The 12,331-nt window shown below is 38.2% G+C and carries 12 protein-coding genes; 10 read left to right on the top strand and 2 right to left on the bottom strand.

Going from position 1 to position 12,331, the window contains the following annotated elements:
* Window positions 1–773: 773 nt before the first annotated feature.
* On the bottom strand, window positions 774–1,427 hold the full coding sequence (locus D1839_RS11465) for a lysoplasmalogenase (protein ID WP_120380040.1): 654 nt from the start codon (window positions 1,425–1,427) through the stop codon (window positions 774–776).
* Between the two features lie 1,119 nt (window positions 1,428–2,546).
* The gene (locus D1839_RS11460; protein WP_120380039.1) at window positions 2,547–2,939 is read right to left on the bottom strand and encodes a hypothetical protein; all 393 of its coding nucleotides are present in this window, start codon (window positions 2,937–2,939) and stop codon (window positions 2,547–2,549) included.
* Between the two features lie 169 nt (window positions 2,940–3,108).
* Here D1839_RS11460 and D1839_RS11455 point away from each other — a divergent pair, with 169 nt between their 5' ends.
* The 10 genes from D1839_RS11455 (at window position 3,109) to D1839_RS11410 (ending at window position 12,318) form a co-directional block, all read left to right on the top strand.
* Window positions 3,109–4,128, top strand: a complete 1,020-nt coding sequence (locus D1839_RS11455) for a LacI family DNA-binding transcriptional regulator (protein WP_120380038.1) — start codon at window positions 3,109–3,111, stop codon at window positions 4,126–4,128.
* A 9-nt stretch (window positions 4,129–4,137) separates the two neighbouring features.
* Window positions 4,138–4,695 (top strand): 6-phospho-3-hexuloisomerase, encoded by a 558-nt coding sequence (hxlB, locus tag D1839_RS11450; protein WP_120380037.1) that lies wholly within the window; start codon window positions 4,138–4,140, stop codon window positions 4,693–4,695.
* 19 nt (window positions 4,696–4,714) lie between these two features.
* Window positions 4,715–5,344, top strand: coding sequence for a bifunctional 4-hydroxy-2-oxoglutarate aldolase/2-dehydro-3-deoxy-phosphogluconate aldolase (locus D1839_RS11445; protein WP_120380036.1), 630 nt, complete (start codon window positions 4,715–4,717; stop codon window positions 5,342–5,344).
* Between the two features lie 29 nt (window positions 5,345–5,373).
* The gene (locus tag D1839_RS11440) at window positions 5,374–6,399 is read left to right on the top strand and encodes a TRAP transporter substrate-binding protein (RefSeq protein WP_199690092.1); all 1,026 of its coding nucleotides are present in this window, start codon (window positions 5,374–5,376) and stop codon (window positions 6,397–6,399) included.
* 14 nt (window positions 6,400–6,413) lie between these two features.
* Window positions 6,414–6,899, top strand: a complete 486-nt coding sequence (locus tag D1839_RS11435) for a TRAP transporter small permease (protein ID WP_199690091.1) — start codon at window positions 6,414–6,416, stop codon at window positions 6,897–6,899.
* Window positions 6,899–8,173 (top strand): TRAP transporter large permease, encoded by a 1,275-nt coding sequence (locus D1839_RS11430; RefSeq protein ID WP_120380034.1) that lies wholly within the window; start codon window positions 6,899–6,901, stop codon window positions 8,171–8,173. The genes D1839_RS11435 and D1839_RS11430 overlap by 1 nt, the downstream gene beginning before the upstream one ends.
* A 16-nt stretch (window positions 8,174–8,189) precedes the next feature.
* Complete coding sequence (gene rpiA / locus D1839_RS11425) at window positions 8,190–8,873, top strand: ribose-5-phosphate isomerase RpiA (RefSeq protein WP_120380033.1); 684 nt, start codon at window positions 8,190–8,192, stop codon at window positions 8,871–8,873.
* 31 nt (window positions 8,874–8,904) lie between these two features.
* The gene (locus D1839_RS11420) at window positions 8,905–9,855 is read left to right on the top strand and encodes a sugar kinase (RefSeq protein WP_120380032.1); all 951 of its coding nucleotides are present in this window, start codon (window positions 8,905–8,907) and stop codon (window positions 9,853–9,855) included.
* An 18-nt stretch (window positions 9,856–9,873) separates the two neighbouring features.
* On the top strand, window positions 9,874–10,491 hold the full coding sequence (gene hxlA, locus D1839_RS11415; protein ID WP_120380031.1) for a 3-hexulose-6-phosphate synthase: 618 nt from the start codon (window positions 9,874–9,876) through the stop codon (window positions 10,489–10,491).
* Between the two features lie 450 nt (window positions 10,492–10,941).
* Window positions 10,942–12,318 carry a DUF2254 domain-containing protein gene (locus tag D1839_RS11410; protein WP_120380030.1) on the top strand — a complete coding sequence of 459 codons (1,377 nt, stop codon included), beginning with the start codon at window positions 10,942–10,944 and terminating at the stop codon, window positions 12,316–12,318.
* Window positions 12,319–12,331 lie beyond the last annotated feature (13 nt).

The raw sequence follows: 12,331 nt of genomic DNA, 5'->3' as shown, positions 1-12,331 counted from the left end.
TGAAGTGGTGAAATAGGAATGCACCGTACCGCTATGGATAGCAATTTTCTTCACCAAGTTTAAAGAGTTTCCAAGATAGATGACTAACTTAGTAGGGCTATCAAAAAATAGAACACTTTTTAAAGCAAAAACAGATACCCCATTGAAAAGTTTTTTATGATTACAGCCATTAAAAAAAGCCTATTCGTACTTGTTAGAGCATAGGGATGATAATAGCTGTCGTCTTTGTATAAGTAGAAAAACTCTCCGTGCATGGAATGGGTTGTTATGTAATTGGCTAGGCGACAATATTTTGGACGATTATTATTGTACACATGATTAATGCTGTTGTTAACAGACTAAGGAAATAACGTGATGTACGACTTAAGATGTATTTATCTCGCATATAAGGTGTTGTAAGACTCCACTTCAAGAATTAGAGAGTCCATACCGCAATAAGTCTAAGTGAGAGATAACAAAAACCAAACGTCCGTTTCTACTAGAGGCCTTTATAGCATCAGGGTACTCCCAATTAGCAGGAGATGAAAGAAAGTCCTCACTGATGGAAAATTTATTTTATCACTCAATTGCTATGATCGAACTATTAGTAAAGCCTAGCATGAAGAAGTGAAAGTAGTAATCTGAGCATAACAAAAAACTTGCAGAACATTTTTCTACAAGCTGAGGAAAAGCGTTTCTTTTTCGCTTTACATTTAAAAAACCGAAGCCAATCATTTCAAGGCTGCATAGAAATGAACAGTTTAAAGGAGGGGTAACGGCAATGTAGGCTTTGTTTACCAAACTAGCTGTGTATGCTTTCCCCCTAAACTTCTGAGACTGTGGGCAATAAAAAGTTGCGCGGCATAATACGTAACCATAACGAATACATGCTCATAATTAACAGGCGAAACAAACATATTCCATGCCAAAATAGAGTCCGAAATGACAAATAAGATACTGCCAATACTGGCAAAAATATTTCCGGTCATGATTGCGAACCACGCCATACTCGCAATTGCAGCAATATAAATAATCACCGGTATTACAAGGTAAGTATCTTCTGAATGGGCAATTGCTTGAACTAATTCATTGCCCATTAACCAAGCGTAAATCCCAATGGGAATGATACTTGCTACCCGCCATTTGGAAAATTTCCATTGGGAAACAAAACCAGTTAAATAGAATAAATGGCCAATTAAAAAAGCAGACAGACCAACAACGAACCATGGTATCGTCCCATCACCAATAGAGCAGAAGAACAGACCAATTAGAATGAGCCAATGTACAGCTGTTTTTTGTTTTGGTGTTTGGTAAAAAGCATAAATGATAATGAGTACCATTGGAATTAATTTAAAGAATAGTTTAAAAGCAAGCGGCTCATGAGGAATAATAAAAATATACAGAATACTCATGACTAAAATAAGTATAGGTAAACGGTTCGTTTGCAAGTGATCACCTTCTTCCTTAAATATAGTGGGATAGAATAAAATGTGTGAAAAGAACACTTCCTAATTCGAAACTAGTTGCAAAAATATATTTCCTTTGTTCATAAGGTTTAACACCTCTTCATTTTTTGTATTTGTTTTAAGATTAAGAAACTATGAAATGAGGTGCTTTGATAACGAAATAACCGACTAGCCACGCCCGGCGCATGAGTTCAGTAACGATGCGACTTTAGAAATGTGCCTTACGATAAGGCCACATCGGTTCGCCTCTAAGAGGAAGGCCGGCTAAAAACGGGCTTGCCGTCGAGACGTCGGCACACCCCTGTTTTAGTGGCATGATTCCTTTATCCCGTAAAAAGGCGTTGTAGACTCCCGCGGTCTAAGAATGGAAGATGTGAACTGAACAAGTCGCAGCGGGAGGCAACAGCACCTAAATCCCCGACTCGTTCAAAGGCCTTTAGGTCATGCCTTTACGGTACTAACCATCAGCGGGGGTGAAGAAAACCCTGCTGATGGAAGGTTCCTTTTAACTTTCGTTGATTCGTCATTTGCTACGTTGCTAAGCGGGTGCTTGCGCCTTTGTTCTTGTATATATCATACAATACATTTAGAATGGAGCCAATAAATGGGGGAGCATAAAAAACATAATGCAGTGAACAGTGGTCATAAATGCGTTTATGACGCCAGCATCGTGGCTATACGTTAATAGGTAATTAACAGCAAGTCTTACCTTACTTACCTCCATGCTCTGAAATGAGATCCAGAAGGAAATGCCATGGAGTAACTGCAAGTCAAATGCCTCATTCGTTTATCTAACAATCAGTAGGGGGACAATGAGAAAGGAGATTGCTAATGGAAATTCGTATAGCGAGCTAAATTATAAATTGAGACTCATCCCGTAGCGGTTGCACCTCAGCTACATAAAGAAACTTTATTCTGCATATAAGGTGCTGAAAGCCTCCCACTTCAGGGGTTGGATAATCTATACGGCTACGTGGGAGATAATAGCACCTAAATTCTGGCACGTTCAGAGACATTTAGGGCGTATCATTATGGAACTAACCATCAGTGGGGGATGAATGAAAACCCCACTGATGAGATGTTCACTTTATAACAGATATGCTAACGAACTTTTCTAACCACGATGGCTTGGGTTGTTTTTGTATGCTTACAATTTTCAAATGCTTCTCCGTCTACCAAACCTAATGTAATTGCAGCTTCGAGTTTTTCGGTATCTGGTCGTTTTTCAATAATGATAAATTCGGCCAGTTGCATGTTTTCCAATTGACGTATAGTACTATCCTGTTCATAGTGTGTAGAGGTACGAATTTGTCGTTGCGCACAGAAATCCCCTCGTGTTATCTCACCTTTTTGATTTTCTCCGACGGTTGCATCTAAGGCATGATGGAATTTTTTCTTTAATTGTTTCATTTCCTGCTCTATCTCCTTTTTTTCCTGTTGCAACACGTAATAGCGGTTGATCTCGTCTTCCGTAATTCCAATTGTATTTTCCATGTGAATAACTCCCTGTCAATGATTGTTAGTTATATCTATGAGCCAATTGGAAACTTTATGTCTTTATTTGTAAACAGCAACAGTGATACTTGAAAACGTCTGCAAACTAATATATAATTCATCTAAACCGATTTACTAAACCGGTTTAGATTAGAGGAAGAGGAACTTTATGAAAAAAATAACTATTACAGATGTAGCAGTACGCGCTGGAGTTTCTAAAAGCACTGTATCGCAATTTTTGAATAAACGTTTTGATTATATGAGTGAAAAAACGAAAGAACGAGTGGAAGCTGCCATTAATGAATTGGAGTACCAGCCTAATATTATTGCCAGGAGCTTAAAGCAGAGGACAACGAGGACGATTGGCGTGATCGTTGCAAATATCTTGCATGATTTCTCAACAAGGGTTATTCGGGCAATTGAAGATTACTGTCATGAGGAAGATTATCATGTGATTGTTTGTAACGCCGACGATGACCCGGATAAGGAAAAGCGGTATATTGATATGCTTCGCGCGAAGCAAGTTGATGGGATTATTGTGTTTCCCACCAGTAAAAACACCGCATTATATCAGGATTTAGTTATAGAGCATTATCCGTTTGTATTTATGGATCGACTCGTTCCGGGAATTGAGACAGATACCGTTTTACTAAATAATCATAAAGCTGCTCAATTAGCTGTGGATCAATTAGTAGCTAATGGATACCGGAAAATTGCTATGCTTGCACCGCCTCTGTATGACCCAATAACCCCCCGCGTTGAGCGAATAGAAGGGTATAAAGCAAGTCTTGAAATGCATGATATTTGTCTAAATTCTTCATATGTCATAAGCGCAAAGCTAGAAGAGATGGAAGAAGAGATGGAAAAGCTGCTTGCTTTATCTGATCCTCCGGAAGCTATACTTGCTTTAAACGATCGCGTCATGATTCAACTATTACAGTATGTAAAAGATAAACACATTCGGATACCAGACAGTGTAGCTGTTATAGGTATCGATGATGTGACGTTTGCGTCGCTTTACACACCGGCGCTAACAACGATTGCTCAACCGGCATTTGAAATGGGGAAAAAAGCTGCACAATTGCTGTTCAACCAATTTAATAATGAAGCAGGCCAAGGAAACAGGGGAGTATATCGTTTCTCCCCCCAATTAATTATTAGAGAATCTTGTAAACGGAAGGGAGAATGAAACATTACCATGAGAGAGACACTAGATGCGATAGCCTTGGAGGTAACCAAGGTAATACAAGCAATCGACCCAGAGGAGACAGTCGAACTAGCCAAACGATTAAAACGAGCAAATTCCATTTTTGTGGCAGGAACTGGTCGATCAGGCTTAATTGGGAAAGCCTTTGCAATCCGTATGATGCATAGTGGTTATTCTGTCTATGTTGTGGGAGAAACGATCACACCTAGTATGGAAGCTAATGACTTATTACTAATCATATCAGGTTCTGGAAATACGGGGACATTAGCTTATTTTGCAGAAAAAGCAGCTGCAATTGGCGCGTCCATTGCCTTAGTAACGACTAATAAGCAATCGATAATTGCTCAGTATAGTGATTGTATCGTAGAGGTACGCGCTGCCACTAAAAAACGATTGTCAAAAGAGCCAGCAACCATTCAACCATTGGGAAGTCAATTTGATCAATCAGCTCATTTAGTATTGGATGCTGTCATTGCCCATATTCTTGAGCAAGAGCAGATGCATAACTCAAACGAGGTTTTAAAAACAAAACATGCAAATTTAGAATGAAGAATGGAGTGTCAAAACAATGAAACCGATAGATGTTATTAAAGAAACTAAAGTAGTGGCTGTTATCCGAAAAGCGGATGAAAAAAATATTGTACCAATATTAAAGGCGCTATCTGCAGGTGGTGTAAAAGCGGTTGAAATTACTGCCGAAACACCAAATGTTACGCACGTTATTTCTACCGCAAAGGAAGCTATGAAAGAGAAGAGCTGTATTGGTGCAGGTACGGTACTTGATCCGGAAACCGCTAGAACAGTCATGCTGGCGGGAGCTGATTTTATCGTTTCGCCTTCATTAAATACAGACACGCTCAAGCTCACCAATCGCTACGGGATGCTACATGTTCCAGGTGTGTTCACACCAACTGAAATTGTAACTGCTTATGAACATGGAGCAAGCATGGTGAAAATTTTTCCAGCTGCAACGGTCGGACCTAGTTATATCAAAAATATATTAGGACCGTTACCGCATGTTGAAGCAATGGTTACGGGAGGAATTACATTAGACAATATGAATGATTATATACAGCATGGGGCAAAGGCAGTCGGAATCGGCAGTAATTTGGTTAACGCTGCTGCTTTAAAGACGGAAGAAGATTATCAGCGATTACAAGAGGAAGCGAGTAAATATATAAAAAGAGCAGCGGAATAAATTCGTTGCTCTAGAGGGGGGGTTTAATTGTGAAGGTTTATCGATTAATAACCTTGATGTTTATATTGATAGCGGTTTCTTTTTTGGTGGCATGTACAAAAGATGTTGGATCTGTTAAAAGCAGTAAATTAAAAATTATTGCTGCCCATAACCAAACATCCCCAGATACTCCTTATCAAACTGGAATGTTGAGATTTAAAGAAGTTATTGAAGAAGAATCTAAGGGAAGTATGGAAGTGGAAGTACATGCTGGAACAATTGGAACGGAAGAAGCAGAGCTCGTTGAAAAATTACAGCTTGGTGCTGCAGATGTAGTGCTTGTATCTCCAGGTTTTATGACGCAAACAGGAATTCGGGAAGTAGACTTGTTTTCTGTTCCGTACTTATTTAGAAGCTATGAGCATTGGCTTCAGGTAGTTGATGGTGACGTAGGAAAAGAGATGGCTCACATTATAAATGACAAATCAAACAATTCTTTTAAACTATTAGGCTATTGGACAGCAGGAGTGAGGCATTTTTATGGAAAAAAACCATTGGAAGCCATCGATGATTTACAAGGTATGTCTTTACGAACTCAAACATCAGGTGTGATTGGAGATTTTTGGGAGGCTACAGGTGCTATTCCATCCTCTATTTCATGGGGGGAACTTTACCAAGGATTGCAACAAGGCGTTGTAGACTCTTCTGAGAACGCTTACCCATTTTTTGTTCAACAATCACATCACACAACAGAAAACGGAAAATTTATTACAGAAACAGCGCATGATTATACAACTCGTTTTCTTTTAATAAATGGGGAAAAATTTGCTATGTACTCAGAAGAACAGCAGAACATTATTATGAAGGCAGCTAAAGCTTCAGTTATAGCAGAGCGAGAGGAAACAAACAGGCAAGATATAGAATATAAGAAAAAGGCAATGAGTGAAGGGGCATTGGTGAATGAAATTAATCGAGAGCCTTTGATTAATTTAGCAAGACCGATACAGGATGCCTTTGCAGAAGAAATAGGGGCACAAAAAATGTTGCAAGACATAAGAGATTTAGAAAACAAATGATAGGGGGAGACCACTTGAAAAAATGCATACGATTGCTGGAAAAGACACAAATAATTCTTGGGTTTGCATGTTTAACCATATTCTTTTTAGTAATTATGTTACAAATTGTTACTAGATATATGGGAATTTCGGTTATATGGACAGAGGAGGTAGCAAATTATTCATTTATTTGGGCAATATTTATGGGAGCTTCAGTAATGGTTAATCGTCGTGAACATTTTAGTTTTGATCTATTATTAAGGAAATTAAAGGGTAAATCTAGGTTGATTCTATGTTTTGTAAATGATTTTTTGTTAATTATATTTAATAGCGTTATTTTTCTTTTAGGGATGCAAGTAGTCATCGAGTTTTGGAATTACACTTGGGCAACCATACCTGAAATGAAAATGGGATATGTATGGTTAGCTGTTCCAATTATGTCAGGTTCCATGGTGGTCTATTCTATAGCACACCTTATAAATCACATTCATAGCTGGAAGGCTAAGGAGGTGCTACAATAGTGGGCATATTACTATTAGTTTTATTCATTACTTTGATGGCGATCGGTGTTCCCATTGCTTTTGTCATTGGAATTGTAGCGTTGTTAGGGATTACTGGCATGCCATATACGCCAGAAGCAACCGTGCCGATGAAAATGGTAAATGGCTTAGATTCATTTGTATTACTAGCGGTTCCTTTGTTCATATTAGCTGCAAATTTAATGAATTCGGGAAAAATTTCAGAGAAATTAATCCATCTTGCACTAGCTATTGTTGGTCCAATTCGTGGTGGCTTAGCCCATGCTAATATTCTAGTGTCCATGATGTTTGCTGGTGTGTCGGGAGCATCACAAGCAGACGCTGCAGGGGTTGGAAAAATTCTTATTCCTAGTATGAAAAAACAGGGCTATGATAAAGAGACTGCCGTTGGAGTAACGGCAGCGTCTTCAACTGTAGGAGTTATAATTCCCCCGAGTATACCAATGATAATTTTTGCAGGCTTAACAAATGCTTCCATTGGTGCTTTATTTCTAGGAGGAATAATTCCAGGCATACTGATAGGCTTAGGTATGATGGTATTGGTGTACATGATTGCTATGAAACGGAACTTTCCGAAAGTAGCACGTCCAAAATGGTCTGAACTAGGAAAATTGGTTCTCGAATCTGTTCCAGCCTTATTAACTCCGTTTATTATCATTGGTGGAATTATCCTTGGCTTTTTTACTGCTACAGAAGCCGCTGCAATTGCTTCTTTATACACATTTCTAATTAGTATTTTTTTTTATAAAACGTTAAAATTAAAAGATTTGCCTAAAATCTTATTCGATACCTTAGCGCTAAGTTCTTTATCATTATTTGCTTTGGCGGCTGCAAGTGCATTGGGAGAATTAATGAGTTATTATCAATTAGGGACGATAGCTCAAGACTTTTTTACCAATAATGTTAGTGCAAAATGGCTGTTTATTTTAATTATCATTGCTTTCTTTTTATTTGTGGGAACATTTATGGATGCAATTCCAGCAATGATCTTATTTGTCCCAATTATGCTACCAACAGCACTTGAATTTGGAATAGATCCAGTACATTTAGGCCTTATAGTTATAGTTACACTTGCTATTGGTTTAGCAACCCCTCCATATGGATTAGTATTGTTACTGTCTGCAAAAATTGGCGAGTTGTCAATTGAACGGTCTTTTGTAGCAGTTTTGCCATACTTGTTCATTATTATGGCTATTTTATTATTAATTGCATTTCTACCGAATATAACACTTTTCATCCCAAATTTATTTAATTAAATGGAGGCTTCTTACAATGAAAAGTATAGACAAAAGTAAGCAAAAAGCTGCGCAGGCAGCAGTGAATTACATTCGTGATGGAACGACAGTAGGACTTGGTACAGGGTCTACTATGAATTATTTCTTAGAAGAATTGAAACATCATGTACACAGCGGGTTAGAAATTCAAGGTGTTCCGACTTCTAAACAGACAGCAAAGATAGCTAAAGAGAATGGAATTCCACTAACTGATTTTTCCGAGACAACAAAAATTGACATTGCCATTGATGGTGCAGATGAAGTGGATACTAATTTTCAATTAATTAAAGGAGGTGGCGGTTCTCTAGTTCGCGAAAAAATTGTCGCACAAGCAGCGGATAAGCTGATAATCATTGTCGATGCTTCAAAAAGAGTTGCACAATTAGGGGATTTTCCTCTCCCTGTTGAAGTGATTCCATTTGGTTGGCAAAAAACCGCAGCATATTTAGAGACGTTTGGCTGTACACCGGTATTACGAACAACGGACAAGCACCCTTTCATTTCTGATAACGGGAATTATATTTTAGATTGTGCTTTTGAAACAATAAATGAACCTGAGCGATTGCATCAGCAGCTAAAACAATTGGTTGGGGTTATTGAGACAGGGTTATTTGTCAATATGACGGATATGATTATATCGGCTAGAAATGAAGTGGTTGAAAAGATGATTAGCACACACTAGGTAAATGCAACTAGATACGGAGGAGCAGATAATGCTAGATATTATAACAATAGGTGAAGCAATGATTGTGTTTAATCCGGGTTCTACAGGTCCCCTTCAGTTTGTGAACACATTTGAAAAAAGAGTAGGTGGAGCAGAGCTTAATTTGGCTATCGGCTGCTCGCGTTTAGGAATGAAGGCAGGATATATCAGCAGATTAGGTAATGATGAATTTGGACGTTATATACGACATTTTATTCGTGGTGAGGGTATTGAGACGTCACAGCTTCATCTCGTTGACGGATATCCAACCTCCTTGAACTTTAAAGAGAGGATGGAGGATGGCAGCACACGTACATTTTATTATCGCGATAAATCACCAATGACCAATCTATCTGCCTCCGATTTGGATGAAAACTATTTTAAACGAGCAAAAATACTACATCTGACAGGGGTGTACCCAGCTATTGGTGACCACCATATTGCCGTAATGGAAAGAGCCATAGAACTGGCAAAAAAGCATGATGTCAAGATTTCGTTTGACCCTAATATTCGCTTGCGGATGTGGACAAAGGAAAAGGCACGCTCTGTTTTGGAGAAAATCTTGCCAAAGGTAGATATACTATTAGCTGGTGATGAGGAAATGAATATCATTATTGGTGAAAAAGAGCCAAGAGCGATTATCCATAAAGCAAAGGATTTAGGTATTTCTTTTGTAGCGGTAAAACAAGGTGATCGAGGATCTGTTGGGTATTACCAAGGGAAAATAGTGGAAGCAAAACCGGTGAACGCTATAAAAGTCGTTGATACAGTCGGTGCAGGTGATGGTTTTAATGCTGGCGTACTCTATGGATTGTCCCAGAACTGGGAATTAACCAAAATTCTGCATGTGGCAAATACCATCGGTTCCATGGTTATTAGTGTTGTTGGGGATAATGAAGGCTTGCCATACTACGAGGAAGTGCAGCAAAAACTTGGGGAAGTAGAACGGATCGAACGATAGACGAGGAGGGGGAAGACAATAAAATTACAATTAGCTTTAGATAGGTTAACAAAGGAAGAGTGTCTTCAAGTTCTTGCTCATACGCATCAAATGGTAGATATTATTGAAATAGGAACAGGAATTATTAAAGAGTATGGCATGTCTTTGGTTCGAAAGATTCGAGATTTATATCCGCATCATATATTACTTATAGATATGAAGACTTGCGACGCAGGAAAGCATGAGGCAAAGCAGGCATTTGCTGCTGGTGCAGATATAACGACAGCAATGGGTTTTTCGTCAAACCAAACGATTATAGATATGTTGGAAGCCGCTAAGAAGGAAAACAAACAAGTTCTAGTGGATTTATTAGGTATAGATTCAGATAAACGAATGAATGAATTACAGGATTTAGGCGTAAATTTAGTTGGTTTACATGTTGGAAAAGATGAGCAAAATGAAACCTCTTTTAGCACGGAATTGTTTTCCCTAGTGAAGGGTTTGGAGTTTAAGGTTGCTGTAGCAGGAGGGATTAATTTAACCATGGTACCAGAGATTAAAAAATATCAACCAGACATTATCATTGTTGGTAGTGCTATAACAAAAGCAGAAAATCCTGTTAAAACAGCAAAATTATTTAAATCGATACTACAATAAGTGAACCATTAGTGGGGGCTTATTCATCGCACACTGATGGTTAGTACCGTCATGGTATGACCTAAGAACGCTTGCGAAATAGGGCATTTAGGTGCTGGTATCTCACATTTAGACTTGTTGCGATATGGATTCTCCAATCTTTGAAGTGTAAGTCTTACAGCACCTTATTACGCAGGATAAATAACACAAATTGATTAGTAACAACTAAGGCTACATCATAGATTATAGAGAGAGGTACGATTTGTCTGTTAGTTTCAGTCGGATGCGTACCTCTTTTTCCTGCGCTTTTACTTGTTACCTTATATAAATTACATAGCAAAAGTGTAATTTGAAAAAAAACGGGGTAGTAACACAAATATAGTAAAAAAGGATGTATGATAAAATATTTTGTTTTCCTTTAAAAAAGCATTCGCGATAAACCAAGTTTTCCTAAGATAGGGGTGTATTTGTATGCTAGTAAAATGGTTGCCGCCATCAATAAGTAAGTATTTAAAAATGTCCAAAACAGAAAGAAAATATGAGCTCCGCCTCACATTATGGCGAACGCCACTGTTGTATATTATTTGTACATTTTTTCTTGTGGCGATTACGGTTTATCTGGATGTGGGGGTAGGGATAGCACAATATACATATGACGGCTTTCAAGCCACATTTGAAACGACTAGATCATTAATTAGTGCATTAATTGGCGGCGTATTAACACTTAGTGCATTTACGTTAAACTCCTTACTCGTTGTGCTAACGACATTCAGTGGACAGTTTTCACCAAGAATGCTGCAAAACTTTGTAAAAGATAAGCAGACACAACATATACTAGGGATTTTTAACGGCAGCTTTGTTTACGTACTCATTATGTTTTTAGCAATCAGCAGTAATCCAGTTAAATATTATGTAGCTGTTCCATTGGCTACGGTTGGAATTGCTTTTTTTGCTGCAGTGACGTTTATTTATTTTATTAATCATGCTACTACGTGGATGCAAGTGCATAATATTACCGATACAATGAAGCGTGTAACGGAGGAGATGCTCGAAGGAGATTTTACCAAAGATTTGCAACGGTTGAGAACGGAAAAACCAGGAGAGTTATATAGAGAATGGACAGCAAAAAAACAAATGGTTACATCACCTATATCTGGATATGTACAGCTTATTTTATTTAAGGATTTGCTGCAAAAAGCAAAAGAAGATGACATTATTGTTGAAATGGAAGTGCGTCCAGGCAGTTATGCGTTACAGGGCAATCCATTATTTACGTATTGGGGCCCTGGTGCTCCCAAAGTTAATGAAAAAGACTATTTGCATTTGATTCGTATGGGGCATAAGGAGACCGAAATTCAAGACCTGAAATTCGGGCTAAATAAACTGGCGGAAATTGCCATTAAAGCGATTGGAAATGATGATCCCAAAACAGCTGCCAACACCATCTACCAAGTGGCTGATTTGTTATTAACTCTAGAGAACAAAGCTACCTTCTCTCCATTTCTTGTGGATGAGGAAAACCAGGTTCGCTTAATACTAGGTGTAGATGATTTCGAATTTCATCTCTATCAAGGACTAGGATTAATTAGACATTATGCACAGAAGAATTATCCGATCATAACCAGCATCATTGAAGCATTAACAAGACTGGCAGGAGCAGTAGATAAGAAAAATCATACTGTTATATGGAATTTTGCGACTAATACCATCGACCATATTTATACGGAGTTTATTTTTGATTTGGATCGGAAATTATTACTACGACATTTACAAGAGCTTGCAGTTATTACGGGTAATGAAGCGAGCTATGACTATATTGAGCGGCACTTAAAAGGCGATGCGCAGTAAGTTGAGGTGTTTA

Origin of the sequence: Roseburia sp. 1XD42-34 (assembly GCF_009917385.1) — a bacterium.
GTDB lineage: Bacteria > Bacillota > Bacilli > Bacillales > Amphibacillaceae > Virgibacillus.
This window is presented reverse-complemented; position numbering and strand designations above follow the sequence as displayed.

Bases quoted from the DNA above. Each gene is read 5' to 3' on its own strand.
- rpiA (WP_120380033.1), top strand. From the start codon at position 8,190: ATGAAAAGTATAGACAAAAGTAAGCAAAAAGCTGCGCAGGCAGCAGTG.
- D1839_RS11445 (WP_120380036.1), top strand. From the start codon at position 4,715: ATGAAACCGATAGATGTTATTAAAGAAACTAAAGTAGTGGCTGTTATC.
- D1839_RS11410 (WP_120380030.1), top strand. From the start codon at position 10,942: ATGCTAGTAAAATGGTTGCCGCCATCAATAAGTAAGTATTTAAAAATG.
- D1839_RS11420 (WP_120380032.1), top strand. From the start codon at position 8,905: ATGCTAGATATTATAACAATAGGTGAAGCAATGATTGTGTTTAATCCG.
- D1839_RS11455 (WP_120380038.1), top strand. From the start codon at position 3,109: ATGAAAAAAATAACTATTACAGATGTAGCAGTACGCGCTGGAGTTTCT.
- hxlB (WP_120380037.1), top strand. From the start codon at position 4,138: ATGAGAGAGACACTAGATGCGATAGCCTTGGAGGTAACCAAGGTAATA.
- D1839_RS11460 (WP_120380039.1), bottom strand. From the start codon at position 2,939: ATGGAAAATACAATTGGAATTACGGAAGACGAGATCAACCGCTATTAC.